Origin of the sequence: Aquipseudomonas alcaligenes NBRC 14159 (assembly GCF_000467105.1) — a bacterium.
Classification (GTDB): Bacteria; Pseudomonadota; Gammaproteobacteria; order Pseudomonadales; family Pseudomonadaceae; genus Aquipseudomonas; species Aquipseudomonas alcaligenes.
The window spans coordinates 106791-129775 of sequence record NZ_BATI01000027.1 but is presented as its reverse complement, the minus strand read 5'-3'; the positions used below and the strand labels follow the sequence as shown (position 1 = coordinate 129775).

The 22985-nt window shown below is 66.4% G+C and carries 19 protein-coding genes and 1 pseudogene; 2 read left to right on the top strand and 18 right to left on the bottom strand.

Features of this window, described 5'->3' with window-relative positions; all coding sequences use genetic code 11:
• The 10 genes and pseudogenes from gspL to PA6_RS14895 form a co-directional block, all read right to left on the bottom strand.
• Positions 1-581: type II secretion system protein GspL (gene gspL / locus PA6_RS14940; RefSeq protein ID WP_021701771.1), on the bottom strand; the 581-nt coding region annotated here is incomplete at its 3' end.
• Positions 578-1531, bottom strand: a complete 954-nt coding sequence (gene gspK, locus PA6_RS14935; protein WP_021701770.1) for a type II secretion system minor pseudopilin GspK — start codon at positions 1529-1531, stop codon at positions 578-580. The genes gspL and gspK, both read right to left, overlap by 4 nt.
• Entirely contained in the window at positions 1528-2235 is a 708-nt protein-coding gene (gene gspJ, locus PA6_RS14930) for a type II secretion system minor pseudopilin GspJ (RefSeq protein WP_021701769.1), read from the bottom strand. The genes gspK and gspJ overlap by 4 nt, the downstream gene beginning before the upstream one ends.
• Complete coding sequence (gspI, locus tag PA6_RS14925; RefSeq protein ID WP_021701768.1) at positions 2232-2621, bottom strand: type II secretion system minor pseudopilin GspI; 390 nt, start codon at positions 2619-2621, stop codon at positions 2232-2234. Before gspI ends, gspJ begins: the two co-directional genes overlap by 4 nt.
• A pseudogene (gene gspH, locus PA6_RS14920) lies at positions 2618-3139 on the bottom strand (type II secretion system minor pseudopilin GspH); the annotation flags it as partial. The gene gspI and the pseudogene gspH, both read right to left, overlap by 4 nt.
• 195 nt (positions 3140-3334) lie before the next feature.
• Positions 3335-3757, bottom strand: coding sequence for a type II secretion system major pseudopilin GspG (gspG, locus tag PA6_RS14915; RefSeq protein WP_021701766.1), 423 nt, complete (start codon positions 3755-3757; stop codon positions 3335-3337).
• Between the two features lie 5 nt (positions 3758-3762).
• Positions 3763-4977, bottom strand: coding sequence for a GspF family T2SS innner membrane protein variant XcpS (gene xcpS / locus PA6_RS14910; RefSeq protein WP_021701765.1), 1215 nt, complete (start codon positions 4975-4977; stop codon positions 3763-3765).
• Positions 4978-5033: 56 nt separating this feature from the next.
• Positions 5034-6545 carry a type II secretion system ATPase GspE gene (gene gspE, locus PA6_RS14905; protein ID WP_021701764.1) on the bottom strand — a complete coding sequence of 504 codons (1512 nt, stop codon included), beginning with the start codon at positions 6543-6545 and terminating at the stop codon, positions 5034-5036.
• Positions 6546-6762: 217 nt separating this feature from the next.
• Positions 6763-9498, bottom strand: a complete 2736-nt coding sequence (locus PA6_RS14900) for a peroxidase family protein (RefSeq protein ID WP_021701763.1) — start codon at positions 9496-9498, stop codon at positions 6763-6765.
• 117 nt (positions 9499-9615) lie between these two features.
• A complete protein-coding gene (locus PA6_RS14895) occupies positions 9616-12246 on the bottom strand; it encodes a LuxR C-terminal-related transcriptional regulator (protein ID WP_021701762.1) in 2631 nt (876 codons plus the stop codon).
• A 262-nt stretch (positions 12247-12508) separates the two neighbouring features.
• Between PA6_RS14895 and PA6_RS14890 the strand changes: the two genes are divergently transcribed.
• Both PA6_RS14890 and gspD read left to right on the top strand, forming a co-directional pair.
• Complete coding sequence (locus PA6_RS14890; RefSeq protein WP_021701761.1) at positions 12509-13147, top strand: type II secretion system protein N; 639 nt, start codon at positions 12509-12511, stop codon at positions 13145-13147.
• 3 nt (positions 13148-13150) lie between these two features.
• Positions 13151-15109 (top strand): type II secretion system secretin GspD, encoded by a 1959-nt coding sequence (gene gspD, locus PA6_RS14885; protein WP_021701760.1) that lies wholly within the window; start codon positions 13151-13153, stop codon positions 15107-15109.
• A gap of 46 nt (positions 15110-15155) precedes the next feature.
• Here the strand turns inward: gspD and PA6_RS14880 are convergent, their stop codons facing one another.
• From PA6_RS14880 to truA, 8 genes are all read right to left on the bottom strand, one after another.
• Positions 15156-16367 carry an O-succinylhomoserine sulfhydrylase gene (locus PA6_RS14880; protein ID WP_021701759.1) on the bottom strand — a complete coding sequence of 404 codons (1212 nt, stop codon included), beginning with the start codon at positions 16365-16367 and terminating at the stop codon, positions 15156-15158.
• Positions 16368-16377: 10 nt separating this feature from the next.
• Positions 16378-17883, bottom strand: a complete 1506-nt coding sequence (gene purF / locus PA6_RS14875; RefSeq protein ID WP_021701758.1) for an amidophosphoribosyltransferase — start codon at positions 17881-17883, stop codon at positions 16378-16380.
• 33 nt (positions 17884-17916) lie between these two features.
• Complete coding sequence (locus tag PA6_RS14870) at positions 17917-18480, bottom strand: CvpA family protein (protein WP_021701757.1); 564 nt, start codon at positions 18478-18480, stop codon at positions 17917-17919.
• 79 nt (positions 18481-18559) lie between these two features.
• Positions 18560-19159: an SPOR domain-containing protein gene (locus PA6_RS14865; protein WP_021701756.1), complete on the bottom strand. Its 600-nt coding sequence runs from the start codon at positions 19157-19159 to the stop codon at positions 18560-18562.
• Complete coding sequence (folC, locus tag PA6_RS14860; protein WP_021701755.1) at positions 19143-20441, bottom strand: bifunctional tetrahydrofolate synthase/dihydrofolate synthase; 1299 nt, start codon at positions 20439-20441, stop codon at positions 19143-19145. The genes PA6_RS14865 and folC overlap by 17 nt, the downstream gene beginning before the upstream one ends.
• Positions 20438-21313 (bottom strand): acetyl-CoA carboxylase, carboxyltransferase subunit beta, encoded by an 876-nt coding sequence (accD, locus tag PA6_RS14855; RefSeq protein ID WP_021701754.1) that lies wholly within the window; start codon positions 21311-21313, stop codon positions 20438-20440. Before accD ends, folC begins: the two co-directional genes overlap by 4 nt.
• Before the next feature lie 134 nt (positions 21314-21447).
• Positions 21448-22068: a phosphoribosylanthranilate isomerase gene (locus PA6_RS14850; RefSeq protein WP_021701753.1), complete on the bottom strand. Its 621-nt coding sequence runs from the start codon at positions 22066-22068 to the stop codon at positions 21448-21450.
• A gap of 56 nt (positions 22069-22124) precedes the next feature.
• A complete protein-coding gene (gene truA / locus PA6_RS14845) occupies positions 22125-22982 on the bottom strand; it encodes a tRNA pseudouridine(38-40) synthase TruA (RefSeq protein ID WP_043216742.1) in 858 nt (285 codons plus the stop codon).
• Positions 22983-22985: the final 3 nt, after the last annotated feature.

The following is a 22985-nucleotide window of genomic DNA, read 5'->3' as shown; positions in this document are numbered from 1 at the left end:
TGCACCTCGTCAACGTGCGCCGGCGCCACCTGGCCGAGCGCCACCCGGGCCACCCGTGGCGACGGGCAGAGCTCGGCCAGCTGCGGCCAGTCCTCGCCACGCAGGGCCAGGCGCGCCTCGCCGCTGCCGCCGAGCAGCCAGCGCTCGCCCAGGCAGAGCAGCTGGCTGCCCTCGTCGCTCAGCAGGTCGGCATCCACCTCGATGCGCTGCGGCGGTTGGCTGCCGCACAGCGCCAGCCAACCGGCCAGCCAGGCGCGGCGCACCGCGTAGACACGGTGACGGCCGTCGGCCAACTGGCCACCGACGCTCAGGTGGAACTGCTCGACGTCCTCGGCCAGCAGCTCCTCCACGGCGAACGGCAGAGCCTTCTGCAGCCAGCGCGCCTTGGTGGTCGGCAGCTGCACCAGGCAGACGGTTACCGCCTCCACCGGCAGCACCAGGCGCCAGGCCCGCGCCGCGTCTGGCAGAGCCTCGGCGAACGGGCGCTGGCTGCAGATGTCGCCATCGACCAGCCAGACCGGCAGCTCGGCGGCGACCTGGGTACAGGCCTGCGGTGGAAGAAACAGGGTGGGCAGACTCATTGTTCGGACTCCTCGACGGGCGGGGGCGCCAGGCCCTCCTGCCCCAGATCGCGCCCCATCAGACGGACGCGTCCATCATTGCCACGTTGCAGATAGCTGGTCAGCACCTGGCGCCGGTCGCCCAGCAGCACTTCGGTGGTGACACGAAAATACTGGCTGGCGATGCCCAATCCCCGCGGGCTCACCGCATAGGCACTTAGCTGCTGGGTAACCGCGGAAGGCTCACGATAGCCGGTGCGCCCGCGCCCTTCGATGACGGCCTTCAGTGCCGAGTCGGGAATGCCGTCGCCCAGGCACGCCAGCACCTGGGCGCTGGCAGTGTTGACGTTGAGTTCCACATCCTTGGGCAGGGCACTGACGAAGGGCGTCAGGCGCCGGTAATCGACCTCGCTCATGCCCAGCAGCAGGCGCAGCTCGGACACATCAGCGATGACACCCGGCCCCGTACGATAGGCCGGCTTGAGCAGCAGGTACTGATCGTCCTCGGCACCGGCCATGCCACTGGGGTCCTGGTCGAGATCCAGCCAGTCGCGCAAACGATCAGCGTAGGCCGGGCTCAGTTGCAGGTCCTGCAGTAGGCGGCGCAGGCGCAGCAGGGCCAGCTCGCCGGCCTCGCCGTTGACCGACAGGCTGTTGAGGTTGAAGCGCCCGGACAGGTCTTCGATGCGCAGGCGCAGCTCGCCGCCCTCGTCCAGCGGGAAACGCAGCCTGGGGTTGGCCCAAGCCTCGGCCAGGTGGTCCACCTGGCCCTCGCTCAGGTCGCGGCGCAGCAGGGCCCTGGCCACCAGCTCGCCACCTTCGGCGTAGTACTGGGCCTGGCGCACCAGCAACTGGTTGCCGGTGCTGCGGATAGCCAGCTGCTGGCGCAGCAGCAGGGCCGCGCACACCACGGTCACCAGTGCCACCACCAGCAGCACGGTGATCAGCGCCACCCCGCGCTGCTGCCTCATGCTGCCGGCTCCTCGCCCGGTATAGCCGCCGGTTCGTCCGGCAGCAGCTCGCCATCATCGCCACCGTCGCCACCATCGGGCGTCGTAACCTGTTGCGGCGGCATCTCCGGCAGACGCCAGACGCGCCGCAGCTCGCCGTAATAGCGATGCTCGATGATCAGCTCGACCGCCTTGGGCAGCTGGGTCAGCCCTTCCTCGGAGCGGCTATTGGCCGGCGGCCAGCTCTGTAACCAGCGCCCCTCGAGATCGAGGAAACGCAGCTCGTAGCGCTTGACCCCATCCAGCGCCTGCTGCACCCGCGGCTGGCTGTCCTGGGCCTGGTCCAGCACCGGCCAGTAGGCACGCTGCCAGCGCTCGCCCTCGAGCTGCCAGCGCACCCGCTGCAGGGTGGCGCGCGGCTGGCCCAGCGGATTGCGCCAGCCGCTGCGGGTGAACTCCAGCCGGGTGTCCTTGCCGCTGTCGCCGTACAGCGAGGCCAGCGGGTCACCGAGCGGGTCGCGTATCGGCCGCGTGCGCACCTGCAGGAGGTCGCGTTCGAAGGCCGCCATGGCCCGGGTCAGCTCGCGCAGACGCTGCTCCTGCTGGCGCTGGCCGCGATCGGTCTGCAGCACGCTGTCGAGCATGCGGTAAGTGGCCATGGCCAGCAGGGCGAAGATGGCGATGGCGATCAGCACCTCCAGCAGGGTAAAACCACGCTGTCTCATGGCTCCACCCCGACGAAGCCGCTCAGGGTGACCAGTGCGTTGTCCTCGATCTTGCCGCGCAGGCCACGCTCGGGCCGCGGCGCCACGCGCACTGTGATGCGCAGCATCTCCGGTTCGCTGGTGGCCTGCACCTCGGTCTGCCACTGCCAGCGCCGACCGGCGTAGCTTTCCTCGCCCTGCTCGCGGCCCTCGGCCGGCGGCGCATCGGCCAGCTGGATTTCCTGCAGGCGGTTGTCCGCCAGCCAGGTAGCGAAAGTCTTGTCTTCCAGGCGCGCGGCGGTCTGCAGCGAACGGGCGCTGGCGCTGAGCACGCTGGCGGCGACCACGGCGAAGATCGCCAGTGCCACCAGCACTTCCAGCAGAGTGAAGCCGCGACCGCGCCTCATCGGGACTTTTCCTGCTGCAGCGCGGGTTCGGCAAAGCCGTCGCTGACCAGCAACAGCACCGGTGCACCGCGCTCACGGCCACCGGCCAGGCGCAGGGTGAAGGGGGTCAGCTCGCCACTGGAAAGGATCAGCAGCTGCGGCGGCTTGGGCGCGGACTTGTCCTTGTCGCCCTTGGCGGTGGGCAGACTGACGCCCTGGTCTTCCACTTCGATGCTCAGCTGCACCCAGTCCGGCAGCGCGTGGACCTTGTCGTCCAGCGGCTGCCAGCGCGACTTCAGGGGATCAAAGCGCAGCACCTGATAACTGTGGGCTTCGAAACGCACGCCATACTCGCGGTTGTCCAGCACCGCCTCGTCGAGCAGCACCCGCAGCAGGCTGTTGAGCCGATCGGCCTCGTCAGCCAGCTTGCGCGCAGGGCTGCTGGCCAGGCCGCTGCCGATCACGGCCAGGCTGGTCAGCACGCCGAGCAGGACCAGCACCACCAGCAGCTCGATCAGGGTAAACCCGCGCGCGGATTTGCTGCGCGTCGGAAAAACGGCGTTGAGAGCGACTTCGGAGGCCGCTTGCGGCCAACGCCCTCCAGGGCGGCCCCAGAGGGGCGAGCGGAGCGAGTCATGCTCATTTACCATCTGTAAACTCCGCTTCCTCAGCCGCTATCGCGGGGCCGCCGAGGCCTTGTTTTTCTCTAGCTCGCTGCATCCGAACAAGGCTGATCAGAGATCCCAGTTACCGATATCGGCGTTGGTGCCGTCGCCGCCTTCCTGGCCATCGGCGCCGAGGCTGTAGAGATCGATCTTGCCGCGGGTGCCCGGCGACAGGTACAGGTACTGATTGCCCCAGGGATCGATCGGCAGCTTCTTCAGGTAACCCTCGGCGTTCCAGTTCTTCGCCGCCGGATTGCCGGTGGGTTTCTTCACCAGGGCCTCAAGGCCCTGCTGGGTGCTCGGGTAGTTCTGGTTGTCCAGCTTGTACATGTCCAGCGCGGCGCCGATGGCGCGGATGTCGTTCTGCGCCGCGGTGACCTTGGCCTGGTCCGGGCGGCCCATCACCTGCGGCACCACCAGGGCGGCGAGAATGCCGAGGATGACCACCACCACCATGATCTCGATCAGCGTGAAGCCTTTCTGTTTGTACATCGCTATCAACCCACCAGTTGGTTCAGAGAAAGAATCGGCAGCAGGATGGCCAGCACGATCACCAGCACCACCGCGCCCATGAATACCAGCATGAACGGCTCGAACAGCCCCACCAGCAGGCCGATGGTGGCCGCCAGGTCGTTTTCCTGGTTGCGCGCCGTGCGCGACAACATCTGGTCCAGCTCGCCGGAGCGCTCGCCGCTGGCGATCATGTGCAGCATCATCGGCGGGAACTGCCGGCTGGCCTCCAGCGCGCGCGACAGGCTGCCGCCCTCGCGCACGCGCTGGGTGGCGTTGGCCACGTCGCTGCGGATGATCAGGTTGGACACCACCTCGGCGCCGATGGCCAGCGCCTCCACCAGCGGCACGCCGCTGCGCACCAGGATGGCCAGAGTCGAGGCGAAACGCGCCGTCTCGGTGGCGGCGATCAGGCCACCGACCAGCGGCACGCGTAGCAGGAAGGCGTGCCAGCGCCGGCGCAGGTCTTCGTTGCGCAGGGCGCGGCGAAAGCCGATCACGCCGAGCACCGCCAGCACGATAGCCAGCGCGCCCCAGGTCTTGACCAGCTCGCTGAGGAAAATCAGCCCGCGGGTCAACGCCGGCAAGGTCTGCCCGGAGTCGACGAACACCCGCACCACGTCCGGCACCACGTAGCCGAGCAGGAAGCCGACGATGCCCAGCGAGGCGAGCATCAGGATCACCGGGTAGAGCAGTGCCATCTGGATCTTCTGCCGCGACTGCTGGCGCTGCTCGGTGTAGTCGGCCAGTTGCTCCAGCACCGGACCGAGGTGGCCGGCGTGCTCGCCGGCCGCCACCGTGGCGCGGTACAGCTCGGGGAAGGCCGCCGGATAAGTGGCCAGGGCCTTGGCCAGGCTGTGGCCTTCCAGCACCTTGGCGCGCACCGCCAGCAGCATCGACTGCAGGCGCGGCTGGCGCGACTGGGCGGCGGCGGCGCGCAGGGCCTCTTCGATGGGCAGGGCGGCGCTGATCAGGGTCGCCAGCTGGCGAGTGACCAGGGCCAAATCACGGGCCGACAGGCCGCGGCGCAGGGTGAAGCCGCCCGCCGCGCCCTCCTCCTTGCGCTGTACCGGCTCGACCTGCAGCGGCGACAACTGTTTGTCGCGCAGCAGCTGGCGCACCTGCCGGGCGCTGTCGCCCTCCAGCACGCCTTTCTGCTGGCGGCCCCGGGCGTCCAGGGCGATGTATTCGAAGGCGGCCATCTATCCCCTCTCCCCGGCCCTCTCCCCCGAGGGGAGAGGGAGCATGACTGCTTGCATCAGTCCTCCCGCGTCACGCGCAGCACTTCTTCCAGGGTGGTCACCCCTTCCAGCACCTTGCGCCGGCCGTCGTCGCGGATGCTCGGGCCGAGGCTGCGGGCGTGGCGCAGCAGCTCCTGCTCGCCGGCGCCGTTGTGCACCAGGGTGCGCATCTGGTCGTCGAAGATCACCAGCTCGTAGATGCCGGTGCGGCCGCGGTAGCCCTGCTGGTGGCACTCCGGGCAGCCCTTGGCGTGATAGATCTGTGGCTGACTCGAGGCGTCGAGGCCGAGCAGTGCGCACTCCGCCTCATCGGCCGGGCGCGCTTCGCGGCAATGCACGCAGAGCACACGCACCAGGCGCTGGGCCAGTACGCCGAGCAGCGAGGAGGACAGCAGGAAGGGCTCGACGCCCATATCGACCAGGCGGGTGACGGCGCCCACCGCGCTGTTGGTGTGCAGGGTGGAGAGCACCAGGTGGCCGGTGAGCGAGGCCTGCACGGCGATGTCGGCGGTTTCCTGGTCGCGGATCTCACCGACCATCACCACGTCCGGGTCCTGGCGCAGGATGGCACGCAGGCCGCGGGCGAAGGTCATGTCCACCCGCGGGTTGACCTGGGTCTGGCCGATGCCTTCGAGGTAATACTCGATCGGGTCTTCCACCGTGAGGATGTTGCGCGAGCGGTCATTCAAGGTGACCAGGCCGGCGTACAGGGTGGTGGTCTTGCCCGAGCCGGTGGGACCGGTAACCAGGATGATGCCGTGCGGCTTGCGCAGGTTGTCGTCGAGCAGGCGGCGGTCGCGCTCGCTCATGCCCAGGTGCTGCAGCGACAGGCGCCCGGCCTGTTTATCCAGCAGACGCAGCACCACCCGCTCGCCGTTGGCCGATGGCAGGGTCGAGACGCGGATATCCACCTCGCGGCCGCCGACCTTGAGCGAGATGCGGCCGTCCTGCGGCACGCGCTTCTCGGCGATGTCCAGGCGCGCCATGACCTTGACCCGTGAGACCAGCAGCGCGGCCAGTTCACGGCGCGGCTCGATCACTTCACGCAGGATGCCGTCGACCCGGAAGCGCACCACCAGGCGTTTCTCGAAGGTTTCCAGGTGGATGTCGGAAGCGCCGGCCTTGATCGCCTCGCTCAAGATGGCGTTGATCAGGCGGATGATCGGTGCGTCATCTTCCTGCTCCAGCAGGTCGCCGGATTCGGGGGTGAGTTCGGCCAGGCTGGCCAGGTCGAGTTCGGCACCGAGCCCCTCGGCCATCTGCCGCACTTCAGAGGAGTCGCGCTGGTAGGCCAGGGTCAGCTCCTGCTCGAAGGCTTCCGGCTCCAGCCAGTGCAACGGCAGCACGCGACCGGCGAAACGCTGGGCTTCCTGCACGGCGGTCAGGCTGGCGCCGCGCCGCACCTGCAGCTGGGCCTGGCCGAAAGGCTCGCGCAGCAGCACGCCATGGCGTTTGGCGAAGGCGAAAGGCAGCGGGCGCAGCGGCGGCTCTGCCGGGGCCGCTAGCGCGGCATGGGTATCGGTGGACATGTGCGGGCCCGTTCCTGAAACAGAAGATCCATCTAGCTGTTGTTATTGTTGTTATGTGGCACGACTAAGGCGCCAAGTTAACGGATTTCCAGGCAAAACTGCAGTGCAGATTTCGCATGTCGCGGCACAGCCTAGCGACCTATTGTGATGGTGCCGTGCCACACGCACAAAAAAGAGCCCCGGCCATGGCCGGGGCTCTTTCATTGCGCAGAGGGTGTTACTTGTCTTCGCTGCGCTGGTGCTTGAAGAACACACCACTGTCACCGAACGCGGAGGCGATGAACGGCGAGGTCAGCTCCAGCTCGCCAACCTTCACCGCGCTGCTGCGCCGTTGCTGGGCGTAGCTGCGGTTGGTGGACGGGATGATCGAGGTCTTGACCTCCATCGAGGTGGCATACACGTCATACAGCGTGGTACCGGCGTTGAGCGTCACCAGGTCATTACGGAAGTCGTGAGCAGCGGTGGAGAACAGGCTGCGCACTTCTGCCCGTGGCACGAAGTAGACCTGCGTCGGTGCCTTGACCGACGAGACGCTCTGGCCGTCCTGCTTGATCTTGGCCAGATGATCGACCCGCAGTTGGGTCGGTTTCAGCGAGACCGCGGCGAACAGCACCTGCAGGCTGTCGACCAGCCCTGCATCAACGATCTGCGACAGCTCATTGGCGAAGAAGTTGTAGTTCTGCCCCTGACCAGTCCAGCTTTGCAGGGCCGCGACGTTGCGCGAAGGCTTGCCATCGACGAAGGCCTTCCACGACAGTCCCGGCTGGAAGCCGTTCTTGCCCGGCTCGGCGGCCAGCGACAGGCGCAGCAAACCATGGTCCGCGCCCTGGAACAGGCCGGTGTAGGGGTTGCCAGCCACGGGCTTGAACTTGACCTTGGCCATCACGCCATGCTGGTGCATGCCCTTGGCGTAATCGGCCGGCACTACGTCAACGTCCTCACGCACCTTCTTCCACAGGGTGTTGGCCAGCAGGGCCGAGGTGTTGGTATCAGCCAGCTGCGGCAGCTGACCATCGGCATACTGGCTACGCAGGGCGCCGTTGACCCACAGGTTGTCCTGCTTGGCCTTGGCCGGCCAGGTCTGGTAGTCGGCCGGGATGTTCAGCCCCCAGGGCTTGAAGGCGTTCTCGACGCCGACCAGGCTGTCGACCAGATCCGGATTGTGGCGCTTGAGCACGTCGACCATGGTGGTGTTCTCAACCCAGGCCAGACCCTCGGCGGTGTAGATCTCCGGGCGGTAGTCCTTGGTGTAGAAGCGGTCGGTCATCAGGCGGCGCGAGGCGTTCATGATGAAGATCTGGAAGGCCGTCTCGCCGAAGGCGAAGCCATCCGGACGCACGGTCTCGGCCAGCATGCCGACCAGGGTGTCGATCTTCTCGATGTCGTTGCCGTAGATGCGCTTGAGGTTGGCCAGGGTGGCCGGATCGGTGGTCAGGTCCTCGAACTTGGTGATCGGATTGAGGCCGATCTCGCGGCGGAACTCGTTGTAGCGCGGTACACCGCGCTCGCGGTCACGCAGCACGTCGATGGTCGCCAGGTCGATGTTACCGACCAGCGGAATCGACAGGTTGCGCAGGAAGTTCGGGTAGTTGTTGAGGGTCAGCGAGCCCGGGTTGGTGATGCCGAAGGAGTACCACAGGCGCTCCGGGTGTTCGCCGTTGAGCAGGCTCTCGGCATCGCGGTCACGGGTGTTCTGCAGCGGCACACTGCGCGAGATGATGTTGGAGCCGATGTCGTAGACATCGACCTTGTCGCGCATCAGCGGGTGCATGCGGTAGACCGCAACGAACTCCTCGGTGAGGGTGTAAGGCACGCCGTAGTTGTTCGGGTTGGTCGAACCGACGATACCGGCCAGGGCATGGTCGATGGCCGAGCTGCCGGCCTGGCTGCCGTCGATGCCGAGGATGCGCAGGACGAAGGAGTTGGAGCTGGCCAGGTCCTCCTGCAGCATGCGCGCCTCTTCCTGGTACTTGTCGCGGTTCGGGCCGGAGCCCAGCAGGCCCCACCAGTTGGCGTACATGGCACGCTCGGTGACCGGGTTGGCGATCACCGCCGGGGTCCATTCCACGGTGTGGATCTTGGCCATCAGCGCGGCGTTGACCAGGCGTGCGTGGTCGTACAGCCACTGGTCGTCCTTGTCCGGATACTTCTGCTTGAGCATCGCCGCGATGGCGTTGTGCTCCTTGGTGAACAGCTGGTGCAGCATGCTCAGGCCGACCCACCAGTTCTCGTTGAAGCCGGTGATCGGCTTGCCACTGATGAAATCGGTCGGCAGGGTGCCGTCCGGATTGATCTTCAGCTTGCCATCGACGAAGGCACGGACCTTGTCGTTGGTGTCCTTGTTGCTGCCGTACAGCTGCGAACCGTCCCACCAGTGAGTGTTGTGGTTGCGGTAAGTGGCCGGCTTGCCGGCTTCGGCTGCGGTACGGGTCGGGTCGGCCTGGGTACGGCGCACGGAGAGGTTGCCGGAGCCGAGCACGTCGCCAGCCGGCAGCGGTACCTGGATCGGATTGGCTTCGGCGTTGGGGCCGTGCTCGACCCAGTCATGCACCATGAACTGGATCCAGGAGGCGGCGATGAAGTTGAGGCTGGGCGCCGGCTTGAACTCGCCACGGGCCATCAGCACGTTACTCACTTCCCGCGGGTTGGGGCTGAGCAGGGTATCGGCTTCGGTCTCGCCATGGGTCACGGCGGGGTTCACGTTGCGCCCGAAACGGCGGTAAACGGAGCCCTCGGCCGGGTTGGAAAGGATGTTGCAGGTACCGTCCTCGGTACGCGCGACCTGGCTGCGCGCATCACAGGTGATGGTGGCGTTGGCGGTAGGCAGGTTGTCGACGTCGAACAGGTTCTCCTTGAACAGCACGTCGCGCTCGAGCGCGAGTGTGATCAGGCCGGCGTAGATGCCCAGAGTGCCGAACTTGACCAAGCTCGGCCACGTGACCCAAACAGACATGGCGTAATCTCCCGATTCTTCTTGTACTAATAAGTGGGGCGCCGGTTTTCCGGCTGGCGGGAGATTAGGGATTGCTCGCCCCCCATCCACCCTCCTGCGGGAGGGGGATGGTCGAATTCAGCTGCCGCGCTGCTGCATGGCGAGGATGGCCTCGGTGCGGCCGGAAAGGTTGAGCTTCGAGTAGATGTTCTTCAGGTGCCATTTGGTGGTGGACAGCGCAATGCCGGTGCTGGCGCTGATCTCCGTGTTGGACAGCCCGCGTAGCAAGCAGGCGAAGATCTCCGCCTCCTTCTCGGTCAGCTGGCTCACCAGGCTGGCCAGTGGTGCCTCCTGCGGCCGGCTCTCGGCCAGGAGAAACTCGGCATAGGCCTCGCTGTACGCCTCGGGCACCTGCAGCCGGCCGGCGCGCAGCAGGCCGAACACGGCCTCGGCGAAGCCGGGCGCCTCATCGAACACCGAGCGGTTGATGTTGACGATGCCGAAGCGCTCGACCAGTTGCAGCAGCGCCTTGACCTGCTGCTCCTCGCTCAGCTGCGGCGCCTCCAGCACCAGCAGATTGGCCTCCACCACCAGCGCCCGCGCCTTCATTTCGCTCTTGTGCAGCGACTGCGCCAGTACCTTGAGGATGCGACAGGCACGCGGCTGCGCGCCGCGTGCGACCAGCCAGTAGACCGCTGCCAGCCCGTAGCGCTCCCAGCACTCGTCGTAGGGCTGCACCCTCTCCCACTCGCCGGTGGCCAGCCGCTCCTCGATACCCAGACGCTGGGCCAGGGCATCCAGCGCCGCCGGGCGGCCGTCGAGAAAGGCCTGACGCATGCTTTCCTGCGCCACCTGGCTGGCGAAGCGTGCGTAGTTGCCAAGCTGCAGGATGCGCGACAGCTGCTCCAGCAGACGACCGGCCCGGCCCGGCGACTGGCGCCGGTAGAGCAGGCGCGACAGGGTGATGTGCACCGTGGCGATGGTCTCGGTGGCAGAAGACGAGGTGACCATGGCCATCAGGTCCTCGCACAGCTGCTGGGCCGCGGCCAGCTGGTTCTGTTCGTACAGCGCCACCACCATGGCCGTGGCGCGATTGACCCAGGCCGGCGACGAGCGCTGGGTGCGCTGGTAGTCCTGACAGACATCCTTGCGCGCGCAGGTCGGGCGCCCGGCGTTGCGATGGCACAGGGCGATGATCAGGTCGGCGTAGCTCTCCAGAAACAGCTGGCCGGTCTGCGCCAGAAGCGCCTTGGCCTCCAGCGCCAGGCCGATGGAGCGTTCCAGGCGGCCGTGCATCAGGTGGTGATAGGCAAGGATCGTCAGGTGCAGGGCGCGCGTATCGGAACTCACGCCCGCCTCCAGCAGCCCTGGCCAGCGCCCCTCCGGGTCGAACGCCAGGTCGTGCTGGAACAGCTCCAGGTTGAGCGCCAGCACCTGCCGCCGCGGCTCCTCCAGCCCCTCCCGACCGGCACTGTACGTCGCCAGCTCGTCCAGGCAGTAACGCGCCTGATGGAAGCGCCGGGACAGGGTCAGGGCCAGAATCATCGGCACCAGCAGACGCGGACTCTCGCGCAGCTGCACCTCGCTGAGCGGCTCCAGCCACTTCAGCACCTCGGCGAAATGCCCCGTGCGCACCCAGAGGTCGCAGGCCTCCTCCAGCAGCGCCTGGAACAGCGCCGGCTCGCCGCAGCGCTGGGCATGCTGCAGGGCCGGCTCCAGCTCGCCACGCTGGCGGAACACCAGCGCGGCGCGTCCATGCAGCCGCGGCACCTCCAGCGGCTTGTGCAGGGACAGACGCTTGACCAGGAAATCATGCAGCAAGGCGTGGTAGCGGTAGCAGCCGGGCTGTTCGGCCACCGGCAACATGAACAGCTCGCGGGCGGCCAGGTCCTCCAGCAGCAGTGCCGAGCCGCTGCGCTCCAGCACGTGGTCGCAGAGCTCGCCGTCGAACCGCTCAAACAGTGCGCAGCTGAGCAGGAAGTCATGCATATGCGGCGACAGGCGCTTGAGTACCACATGACCGAAGTAATCGACGATCTCCGGCTGGCTGCCATTGAAGCGTTCCAGCGCCACGGTGCCGAAACGCGCATAGGCCAACAGCGCCACCTTGACCCCCGCCATCCAGCCCTCGGTCATCGCCATCAGCCCGTCGACATAGTCGGCGCTGAGTTCGGGGCCACCCAGGTGGGCATTGAGCTGCTGGATCTGGGTCGGCGACAGGCGCAGGTCGTGCTGGTCGATGTACAGCAGCTTGTTTTCCAGCTTCAGACGACTGAGCGAGAAGCCCGGGTGGTTGCGCCCGGAGAGAATCACCCGTACGGGGCCTTCCAGCCGCTCCAGCATGGCCAGCAGCGCGTCGAGAATGGTCGGCTGGTTGATAAACTGGAAATCGTCCAGCACCACATAGAGGCGCGTATCGATACGGTTCAGCGCGTCGGCCAGGTACTCGCCCACCACCCCAGGCGCCTGGTACATCTCGGCGGCGAAGGGGTTGAACCAGGACACGTCGAAATCCTCGACCTGGGCGCGAATGGCTTCGGCGAGGTGACGAAAGAAGCGCACCGGCTCGTTGTCACGTGCCTGCAGTGGGTAATGCACCACACTGCCGGGCGCGCGCGATGCCTGCCAGTGCGCCAGCAGGGTCGACTTGCCGGAGCCGGCCGGTGCCAGCAGCACGGTCAGGGGAAACTGCTCGCAGTGCCGGAGCAGCTCGAGCAGCTCTTCGCGGGCAAAGCCGGGCGGCGCCAGAGGCGGTTTGCGATCGTCCATTGCATGATCCTGTCAGGCTTATTTTTATTGTTGAACGGCAGGTATCTGGCGACCGATGATAACGGCTCGCCGAGGGGAAGTTTCGAAATGTTTCACGCTTCGGACAGCGGGCAAGGGTGGACCAGCACGCAGATCATCACATGGGCGCGCCATGCAGCGAGCAATTGCGGTATGGTTGGCGGCGCCCGCTGAGTGCGGGCCTGACCGATGCGAGCCAGCAGAGCTCACACGCACATAAGAAGGACACCGGGGGATAGATGCATTGAGCGCAACCAGCACCCGCCTGCCCGCCTGGCTGCAGCGCCACGGCGTGACAGCACTCTGCCTGTTGGTGGTGCTGCTGATCACCCTCAGTCTGACCCGCCAGAGCGTCGACCTCCTGCGTCTGCTGCGCAGCAGCGCCACCACGACCGAGCCTGCGGCCGCCCTGGAGCAGCGCCAGGCACCCTCGCTGACGCGCCTGCAGTACCTGTTCGGCACCCCGGCACTGCCTCCGGGCAGCGCACAGAACGCCCCTCCGACCAAGCAGCAGATGACCCTGCTGGCTAGCTTCGTCAACCCGGACGCACAGCGCTCGACGGCCATCATCCAGATCGCCGGCGACAAGCCCAAGCGCGTCGGCGTGGGTGACGAAATCAATTCCAGCACCCGCCTGCATGCGGTGCACAAGGACCACGTGGTACTGGATCGCGGCGGCCGCGAAGAGAGCCTGCACTTCCCCGCCATCCGCCAGCCCTCGCTGATGTCCTCGACCTACAACCCGCAGGAACCCACCGCCCTGCAACTGGAACAACTGCAGGACGAGGACGTACAGGCCCTGCAGGAGCGCATACAGACCCTTCAACAACGCATGGAAGGCGAAGGCGACATGCCGCAGCCGGACGCGCCGGAAGCCGAATAGCCCATGACTGATCGCACATTCCTCTCGCCCAAACGCCTGCCTCTCGTCCTGCTGCTGGCCGCAGGCTGCCTCGGTGCCCCCTTGCCCGTGGCGTTCGCCGCCCAACCTGCGGCGGCGGTCACTCAGGGCGCCGAGACCTGGACCATCAACATGAAGGACGCCGACATTCGCGACTTCATCGACCAGGTGGCGGAAATATCCGGCGAGACCTTCGTGGTCGACCCGCGCGTCAAGGGCCAAGTGACGGTGATCTCCAAGCATCCGCTGGGCCTGGAAGAGGTCTACCAGCTGTTCCTCTCGGTCATGAGCACCCATGGCTTCAGCGTGCTGGCCCAGGGCGACCAGGCGCGCATCGTGCCGGTGACCGAGGCCCGCAGCGCCGCCAACAGCAGCAACAGCGCGCCGGATGACGTGCAGACCGAACTGATCCAGGTGCAGCACACCTCGGTCAACGAACTGATCCCGCTGATCCGTCCGCTGGTGCCGCAGAATGGCCATCTGGCCGCGGTGGCCGCCTCAAACGCGCTGATCATCAGCGACCGCCGCGCCAACATCGAACGCATCCGCCAACTGATCAACGATCTCGATGCCCAGGGCGGCGGCGACTACAACGTGATCAACCTGCAGCACGCCTGGGTACTGGACGCCGCCGAGGCCCTGAACAGTGCGGTTATGCGCAACGAGCGCAAGGATGGTGCCGGCACCCGGGTGATCGCCGACGCGCGCACCAATCGCCTGATCATCCTCGGCCCGCCAGCCGCGCGCCAGCGCCTGGCCAACCTGGCACACTCGCTCGACATTCCCAGCACCCGCTCGGCCAACGCCCGGGTGATCCGCCTGCGCCACAGTGACGCCAAGAGCCTGGCCGAGACCCTCGGCGACGTAGCCGAAGGGCTGAAGACACCGGAAGGTGGCGAGGCCGCCAACAGCAAGCCGCAGAACATCCTGATCCGCGCCGACGAGAGCCTCAACGCCCTGGTCCTGCTGGCCGAGCCGGATACCGTGGCAACCCTGGAGGAAATCGTACGCAACCTCGACGTACCGCGCGCCCAGGTAATGGTCGAGGCCGCCATCGTCGAGATCTCCGGCGATATCAGCGACGCCCTCGGCGTGCAGTGGGCGGTGGACGCCCGCGGCGACAGCGGCGGCCTGGGCGGGGTCAACTTCGGCAATACCGGCCTGTCGGTGGGCACCGTGCTGCGCGCCATCCAGGAAGACAAGATTCCCGACAACCTGACCCTGCCCGATGGCGCCATCATCGGCATCGGTACCGACAGCTTTGGCGCGCTGATCACCGCCCTCTCCTCCAACAGCAAGAGCAACCTGCTGTCGACGCCCAGCCTGCTGACCCTGGACAACCAGCAGGCGGAGATCCTGGTGGGCCAGAACGTGCCGTTCCAGACCGGTTCCTACACCACCGATGCCTCGGGCGCGAACAACCCCTTCACCACCATCGAGCGCGAAGACATCGGCGTGACCCTCAAAGTCACCCCGCACATCAACGACGGCGCCACCCTGCGCCTGGAGGTGGAACAGGAGATTTCCTCGATCGCCCCCAGCGCCGGCGTCAACGCCCAGGCGGTGGACCTGGTGACCAACAAGCGCTCGATCAAGAGCGTGATTCTCGCCGACGACGGCCAGGTCATCGTGCTCGGCGGCCTGATCCAGGACGACGTCACCAGCACCGACTCCAAGGTGCCGCTGCTAGGCGACATCCCGCTGATCGGCCGCCTGTTCCGCTCGACCAAGGACACCCATATCAAGCGCAACCTGATGGTCTTCCTGCGCCCGACCGTGGTCCGCGACCGCGCCGGCATGGCCACCCTGTCGGGCAAGAAGTTCAACGACATCAGCGTGCTGGGCGCCGACGAGGACGGCAACAGCACTCTGCCGGGCGATGCCGTGCGCCTGTTCGACAAGCCCGGGGCAGCCGCCATCGACCTGCGCAAGGCCGAGGAGTGAAATCGGGGGCAATGAAAAACGCCGCTCGATGAGCGGCGTTTTCGTTTTACAGCGCGGCCAGGCCGCGCGCCAGATCGGCCTTGAGGTCCGCGACATCCTCCAGACCCACGGCGACGCGGATCAGGTTGTCGCGGATGCCGGCGTTGGCCCGCTCCTGCGGCGACAGACGACCGTGGGAGGTGGTCGCCGGATGGGCGATGGTGGTCTTGGTGTCACCCAGGTTGGTGGTGATCGAAATGACTTTCGTCGCATCGATGAAGCGCCACGCCGCCTCTTTACCGCCCTTGACCTCGAAGCTCACCACCGCACCGAAGGCACTCTGCTGCCGCTTGGCCAGCTCGTGCTGCGGGTGGCTGGGCAGCCCGGCGTAGTAGACCTTGTCGATGCCTGGCTGAGTCTCCAGCCACTGTGCCAGTGCCAGCGCACTGGCGCTGTGGGCCTGCATGCGCACACGCAGGGTCTCCAGCCCCTTGAGGAACATCCAGGCATTGAATGGGCTGAGGGTCGGCCCGGCGGTCCGCAGGAAGCCCACCACCGCCTCCATCTCGGCCTTGCGCCCGGCAACCACACCGCCGAGGCCGCGGCCCTGGCCATCGATGTACTTGGTCGCCGAGTGCATGATGATGTCCGCACCGAGCTTCAGCGGCTGCTGCAGCGCCGGCGTGCAGAAGCAGTTGTCGACCACCAGCAGCGCCTTGTGGGCATGGGCGATCTCGGCCAGAGCGGCGATATCCACCAGCTCGGCCAGCGGGTTGGATGGCGACTCGACGAACAGCAACTTGGTGTTGGGCTTGAACGCCGCCTCCCAGGCTGCCAGATCGGCCAGCGGCGGGTAATCCACCTCGATGCCGAAACGCTTGAGGTACTTCTCGAACAGGCTGATGGTCGAGCCGAACACGCTGCGCGACACCAGCACATGGTCGCCGGCGCTGCACTGGCTCATCACGATGGCCAGGATCGCGGCCATGCCGGACGCGGTGGCCACCGCCTGCTCGGCGCCTTCCAGAGCGGCAATGCGCTCCTCGAAGGCGCGCACGGTCGGGTTGGTGTAGCGCGAGTAGACGTTGCCCGGCTGCTCGCCGGCAAAGCGCGCGGCGGCGTCGGCGGCGCTGCGGAACACATAGCTGGAGGTGAGGAACATGGCCTCGCCATGCTCACCCTCCGGCGTGCGATGCTGGCCGGCACGCACCGCCAGGGTGTCGAAGCCGACACCTTCGAGGTCGCTGTCCAGCCGCCCCGCTTCCCACTCCAGACTCATTGTGCAGCCCTCAGTCGTTGTGCAGGTCGATGATGGCGCTGGCGGTGTGCACCTTGACCTTGGCGGCGTCGTTGCGCGCCTGCTCGATCCTGTTCAGGTAGGCCTCGTTGACGTCACCGGTGACGTACTGGCCGTCGAACACCGCGCAGTCGAAGTGCTCGATCTTGACCTTGCCGCCGCCGACCGCTTCCTTGAGGTCGTCCAGATCCTGGTACACCAGCCAGTCTGCACCGATCAGCTCGGCCACTTCTTCGGTGGTGCGGCCATGGGCGATCAGCTCGTGGGCGCTCGGCATGTCGATGCCATACACGTTCGGATAACGCACGGCCGGGGCCGCGGAGCAGAAGTAGACGTTCTTGGCGCCGGCTTCGCGGGCCATCTGGATGATCTGCTTGCAGGTGGTGCCGCGCACGATGGAGTCGTCCACCAGCATCACGTTCTTGCCGCGGAACTCCAGGTCGATGGCGTTGAGCTTCTGGCGTACCGATTTCTTGCGCGCGGCCTGCCCCGGCATGATGAAGGTACGGCCGATGTAGCGGTTCTTGACGAAGCCTTCGCGGAACTTCACGCCCAGCTGGTTGGCCAGCTCGAGGGCGGAGGTGCGGCTGGTATCCGGGATCGGAATGACCACGTCGATGTCGTGATCCGGGCGCTCGCGCTGGATCTTCTCGGCCAGCTTCTCGCCCATGCGCAGGCGCGCCTTGTACACCGACACGCCGTCCATCAGCGAATCCGGGCGAGCCAGATAGACGTGCTCGAAGATGCACGGCGAGTACTGCGGGTTGGAGGCGCACTGGCGGGTATGCAGCTTGCCATCCTCGGTGATGTACACCGCTTCGCCCGGCGCCAGGTCGCGGATCAGGCTGAAACCGAGCACGTCGAGCGCGACGCTCTCGGAGGCAATCATGTACTCCACACCCTCGTCGGTGTGACGCTGGCCGAAGACGATCGGGCGGATCGCGTGCGGGTCGCGGAAGCCGACCACGCCGTAGCCGGTGATCATCGCCACCACGGCATAGCCACCACGGCAGCGGGCGTGTACGCCGGCGACGGCGGCAAACACGTCTTCCTCGGTCGGCTGCAGCTTGCCGCGCACCGCCAGCTCATGGGCGAACACGTTGAGCAGCACTTCCGAGTCGGAGTTGGTGTTGACGTGGCGCAGGTCGGACTCGTAGATCTCGCGCGACAGCTGCTCGACGTTGGTCAGGTTGCCGTTGTGCGCCAGGGTGATGCCGTACGGCGAGTTGACGTAGAACGGCTGCGCCTCGGCGGAGCTGGAGCTGCCGGCGGTGGGATAGCGCACGTGGCCGATGCCGACGTGGCCCACCAGGCGCTGCATGTGGCGTTGCTGGAACACATCGCGCACCAGGCCGTTGTCCTTGCGCAGGAACAGACGCCCGTCGTGGCTGGTGACGATGCCGGCAGCGTCCTGGCCGCGATGCTGGAGCACGGTAAGGGCGTCATACAGGGACTGATTGACGTTGGACTTACCGACGATACCGACGATGCCGCACATGTGACGCAACCTCTGTGTTGTGAATCGGGAAACCTATGGGCGCTCGGGCAGCACAGGCTGCGAGAGCACGTCCTTGAACGGTAGTTCAGGCGTATCAGTGATGCCGCTGGCAAGCCACTGACTGGTCAGGTTGAGAATCAGGTTCTTCGACCAGTCCGCCACCATCAGAAAATGCGGCAGCAGGGTCGACTGCTGCCACCACTGATCCTGTTGCACCGGTGCCAGGCTCACCAGCCCCACCAGTACCACCACCAGCAGGGCCCCGCGCGCCGCGCCGAAGACCATGCCGAGAAAACGATCGGTGCCCGACAGGCCGGTTACCCGGATCAGCTCACCGATGAGGAAGTTGATCAGCGCCCCGACCAGCAGGGTCACTACGAAGAGAATGGCGCACGCGGCGATGACGCGCATCGACGGCGTCTCGATGAAATCCGTCAGGTGCTGCGACAGGGCACCGCCGAACATCCAGGCGACCACGCCGGCGATGATCCAGGTCAGCAGCGACAGGGCCTCCTTGAAGAAGCCACGGCGCAGGCTGATCAGACTGGAGATGGCGATGATGGCGATGATCGCCCAATCGACCCAAGTGAATGCCACGTTGCTGCCTACAGACGGGAAAGGCGGCGAATTCTAACAGAGCGCGCCCGGCCGGGTAAGCCGGGGCGCCATCCGGAGATCAGCCGTTTTCCGGCTGGAAACGGACAACAAAACCGTTGAGCTTCTGCTGGCGATTGAGCTGGTCGCGCAAACGGTCGGCCTCGGCGCGCTCGATCACCGGCCCGACGAACACCCGGTTCATGCCGTCGAAGCTACGGATGTAGGCGTTGTAGCCCTTGCTGCGCAGAGTCTGCTGCAGCTTCTCGGCCCCGGCACGGCTGGACAGGCTGGCCAGCTGCACCGACCAGCTGACAGGCAGATTGTTGGCATCCAGGCCGCTGGCGGCCTTCTCTTCGACTTTCTGCGGCACCACTGCCTGCGGCTGCGCAGGTTGCGCCACGGCAGCCGGCGGCGCGACATCCGCCAGCGCTTCAGCGGGCGTCTGCGGTACCGGCTCCACGGGCGGCACTTCATCTTCGGCCACCGGTTCGGGTACGCTCACCGGTTCAAGTTCGATCTGCGGCATGACCGGGCGCTCGGGCATGGCGGGGGCATCCACGCTGACCTGGCGCAGCTCATCCTCGCGGGAAAACAGCATGGGCAGGAAGATCACCGCCAGCGCTACCAGCACCAGCGCGCCGACTATCCGCTGCTTGAGCCCCTTATCCAGCACCGCCATCGCCTGCCTCCGCCTGTTGGCTGAGCCACTCCAGGGCTTCAGCCACGCAATAGAAAGATCCGAACACGAGAATCTCGTCATCCTCGCTCGCCCGGCCACACTGTACCAGCAATGCCTCGGCGACGCTGGAGCAGGCGCACACCTCGGTACCCAGGTTGCGCAATGCGGCCTCCAGTTCACCGGCAGAGCGGCTACGCGGACTGTCCAGTGGCGTCACGGCCCAGGCCTGGATATCGACCTGCAGCGGCGCCAGTACGCCGCTCAGATCCTTGTCCGCCAGCAGGCCGAACACCGCCAGGCGCCGCCCCTTGAGCGGGCGCGCCGCCAGGCGCGACGCGAGATATTCGGCGGCATGCGGGTTGTGACCGACATCGAGCAGCAGGCGCAATGACTTGCCTTGCCAGTTCAGCTGACGCCGCTCCAGGCGCCCGCTCACCCGCGTGGCGCGCAGCGCATGCGCCAGGCGCTCGGGCTGCCAGGCCATATCCAGCGCCGCATAGGCCTGCAGGGCCAGTGCGGCATTCTCCATCGGCAGGTCCAGCAACGGCAGGTCATGCAACTCCAGCACCCGCCCGTCGGCAGTCAGGCCGCGCCAGTGCCAGTTTCTCTCGCCCACTGCCAGGTCGTAATCGCGGCCTCGTAGAAACAGCGGGCAATCCAGCTCAGCCACCCTCTGCAGCAGTGGCAGCGGCGGATCGAGGTCGCCACACAGCGCCGGCTTGCCCTGGCGCAGAATGCCGGCTTTCTCGAAGGACACCGACTCACGGGAGTCACCCAGCCACTCGGCATGATCCAGGCCGATGCTGGTGACCAGCGCCAGGTCGGCATCGACCAGGTTGACCGCATCCAGCCGCCCGCCGAGACCGACCTCGAGCACCACGGCATCCAGACTGGCGCGCTCGAACAGCCAGAAGGCCGCCAGAGTGCCCATCTCGAAGTAGGTCAGGGATATTTCTTCACGCCCCGCCTCGACAGCGGCAAAGGCCGTGCACAGCTCGTCATCGGAGGCATCGCGGCCCTGCAACTGCACGCGCTCGTTGTAGCGCAGCAGATGGGGCGAGCTGTAGACGCCGACCCTGAGACCCTGCTCACGCAGCAACGAGGCCAGGAAAGCGCAGGTGGAACCCTTGCCGTTGGTGCCGGTGACGGTGATCACCAGCGGCGCCGGCTTGCCCAGGCCAAGCCGACGAGCCACCTCGCGCGAACGCTCCAGTCCCATGTCGATGGCACTGGGGTGCAGTTGCTCCAGGTAACTCAGCCAGTCGGCAAGGGATCGGCTCATGCAGTGGCCGCAGGGGTCGGCAGATGCTGCAGCTGCGCCAGCAGACGAGCCAGGCGCGGCCGCAGTTCATTGCGGTGGATGATCATGTCGATGGCGCCATGCTCCAGCAGGAACTCGCTGCGCTGGAAACCTTCCGGCAGCTTCTCGCGCACGGTCTGCTCGATCACTCGCGGCCCGGCAAAACCGATCAGCGCACGCGGCTCGGCAACGATCACGTCACCGAGCATCGCCAGGCTGGCGGATACACCACCGTAGACCGGGTCGGTCAGCACGGAGATGAAAGGAATACCTTCTTCGCGCAGGCGCGCCAGCACTGCACTGGTCTTGGCCATCTGCATCAGCGAGATCAGCGCCTCCTGCATGCGCGCACCGCCGGAAGCGGCGAAACACACCAGCGGGCAGCGCTTTTCCAAGGCGACGTTGGCGGCACGCACGAAACGCTCGCCGACGATGGCGCCCATGGAACCGCCCATGAAGCTGAACTCGAAGGCGCAGGCCACGATGGGCATGCCCTGCAGCTTGCCGCTCAGGGCAATCAGCGCATCCTTCTCGCCGGTCTCCTTCTGCGCGGCCGCCAGACGATCCTTGTACTTCTTGCTGTCACGGAACTTCAGGCGGTCCACCGGCTCCAGCTCAGCACCCAGCTCGTCGCGGCCATCCTGATCGAGGAACAGATCGAGACGCGCGCGCGCATCGATGCGCATGTGGTGGTTGCACTTGGGGCAGACGTCGAGGGTCTTTTCCAGTTCAGGGCGATAGAGCACGGCATCGCAGGACGGGCACTTGTGCCAGAGCCCTTCGGGGACCGAGCTCTTCTTGACCTCGGAACGCATGATCGAGGGGATCAGTTTTTCTCTCAGCCAGTTGCTCATGCTTACTCTCCGTAGCTGTTGCGGCGGGCCTTGCGGCGACCCGGGCGAATCTGATTCAGGCCCTCGGTGGCTGTCACCACCCTCGGGCAGGGGCACAATGGCTTATGGACGGCAGGCATCCGGCCGTCGTCACATCAGTTGCCACGTGCCGCGCGAATGAACGCGCCGACCTTCTCCACATCCTTGACGCCCTTGCTCGCCTCCACCCCGCCGCTGACATCCACCGCGTACGGGCGCACTCGGCTGACGGCTTCGGCCACATTGTCCGGACGCAGGCCGCCGGCCAGGATCAGCGGCTTGCTCAGCGCCTGCGGAATCAGAGACCAGTCGAACGCCTCGCCGGTTCCCCCGGGAACGCCCTCGACATAGGCGTCCAGCAGAATGCCCTGGGCACTGGGATAACGCGCCACCTGAGCGGCGATATCGTCACCGGCCTTGACCCGCAGCGCCTTGATGTAGGGGCGCCCGAACGCCTCGCACTGCTGTACCGACTCATCGCCGTGGAACTGCAGCAGATCCAGCGGCACGCTGGCGAGGATGCGTTCCAGCTCACTGCGCTCGGCGTCGACGAACAGGCCAACGGAGGTCACGAAGGGCGGCAGCGCGGCGAGGATCGCGCGCGCCTGCTCGATATCCACCGCCCTCGGACTCTTGGCATAAAACACCAAACCGATGGCATCAGCACCCGCCGCAGCGGCGGCCAAGGCATCCTCGAGCCGGGTGATTCCGCAGATTTTGACGCGAACGGCAGTCAACGTGCAGGCACCTTCTGGAAAACAAAATCCGATGTTAACAAAGCCACGAAGCAGTTTCAGCCGAAGCTTTGCGGCAGCGCGGAGAGAAAATGCGGCCCCAAGTAACGCTGCGGCAGCTCGAACTCCTGCGGGTACTCCACCTGAACCAGATACAGGCCGTAGGGATGGGCAGTGACGCCGCCGGCACGCCGGTCACGTGCGGCCAGCACCTCGGCCACCCAGCCTGGCTCGCGCTCGCCAGCACCGATGGTCATCAGCACCCCGGCGAAGTTGCGCACCATATGATGAAGGAAGGCATTGGCACGCACGTCGATGACGATGAAGCGGCCGTGCTCGATCACCTCCAGGTGGTGCACCGTTTTCACCGGCGACTTGGCCTGGCACTGCACCGCACGGAACGAGGTGAAGTCGTGGGTGCCGACCAGGTGAGCGGCCGCCTCGCGCATGCGCGCCACATCCAGCGGACGGTGGTTCCAGGTGACTTCCTCGGCCAGGTGCGCCGGGCGGATCGGATCGTTGTAGATCACATAGCGGTAGCGTCGAGCGAAAGCCTTGAAGCGCGCATGGAACTCCGCCGGCATCACCTTGGCCCAGGTCACGCTGATATCAGGCGGCAGGTTGGCATTGCCGCCCATTATCCAGGCCTTGAGCGGGCGCTCGACGCGGGTGTCGAAGTGCACCACCTGGCCGCTGGCATGTACGCCGGCATCGGTGCGCCCGGCGCACATCAGGCTGACCGGCTCGGCCGCGACCTGCGACAACGCCTTTTCCAGCGCCGCCTGCACCGAGGGCACACCGCTCTCCTGGCGCTGCCACCCCCGATAACGTGCGCCCTTGTACTCGATACCCAGGGCAATTCTGGAAACGCCAGGGGCGGCCATTTCGGCCGCCCCTGGTGATGGTGCTTCAGACATGGA

Excerpts from the sequence above, each read along its gene's own strand:
- gspK (WP_021701770.1), bottom strand. The coding sequence starts at position 1,531 with ATGAGGCAGCAGCGCGGGGTGGCGCTGATCACCGTGCTGCTGGTGGTG.
- gspJ (WP_021701769.1), bottom strand. The coding sequence starts at position 2,235 with ATGAGACAGCGTGGTTTTACCCTGCTGGAGGTGCTGATCGCCATCGCC.
- gspI (WP_021701768.1), bottom strand. The coding sequence starts at position 2,621 with ATGAGGCGCGGTCGCGGCTTCACTCTGCTGGAAGTGCTGGTGGCACTG.
- gspG (WP_021701766.1), bottom strand. The coding sequence starts at position 3,757 with ATGTACAAACAGAAAGGCTTCACGCTGATCGAGATCATGGTGGTGGTG.
- xcpS (WP_021701765.1), bottom strand. The coding sequence starts at position 4,977 with ATGGCCGCCTTCGAATACATCGCCCTGGACGCCCGGGGCCGCCAGCAG.
- gspE (WP_021701764.1), bottom strand. The coding sequence starts at position 6,545 with ATGTCCACCGATACCCATGCCGCGCTAGCGGCCCCGGCAGAGCCGCCG.
- PA6_RS14900 (WP_021701763.1), bottom strand. The coding sequence starts at position 9,498 with ATGTCTGTTTGGGTCACGTGGCCGAGCTTGGTCAAGTTCGGCACTCTG.
- PA6_RS14895 (WP_021701762.1), bottom strand. The coding sequence starts at position 12,246 with ATGGACGATCGCAAACCGCCTCTGGCGCCGCCCGGCTTTGCCCGCGAA.
- gspD (WP_021701760.1), top strand. The coding sequence starts at position 13,151 with ATGACTGATCGCACATTCCTCTCGCCCAAACGCCTGCCTCTCGTCCTG.
- PA6_RS14880 (WP_021701759.1), bottom strand. The coding sequence starts at position 16,367 with ATGAGTCTGGAGTGGGAAGCGGGGCGGCTGGACAGCGACCTCGAAGGT.
- purF (WP_021701758.1), bottom strand. The coding sequence starts at position 17,883 with ATGTGCGGCATCGTCGGTATCGTCGGTAAGTCCAACGTCAATCAGTCC.
- PA6_RS14865 (WP_021701756.1), bottom strand. The coding sequence starts at position 19,159 with ATGGCGGTGCTGGATAAGGGGCTCAAGCAGCGGATAGTCGGCGCGCTG.
- folC (WP_021701755.1), bottom strand. The coding sequence starts at position 20,441 with ATGAGCCGATCCCTTGCCGACTGGCTGAGTTACCTGGAGCAACTGCAC.
- accD (WP_021701754.1), bottom strand. The coding sequence starts at position 21,313 with ATGAGCAACTGGCTGAGAGAAAAACTGATCCCCTCGATCATGCGTTCC.
- truA (WP_043216742.1), bottom strand. The coding sequence starts at position 22,982 with ATGTCTGAAGCACCATCACCAGGGGCGGCCGAAATGGCCGCCCCTGGC.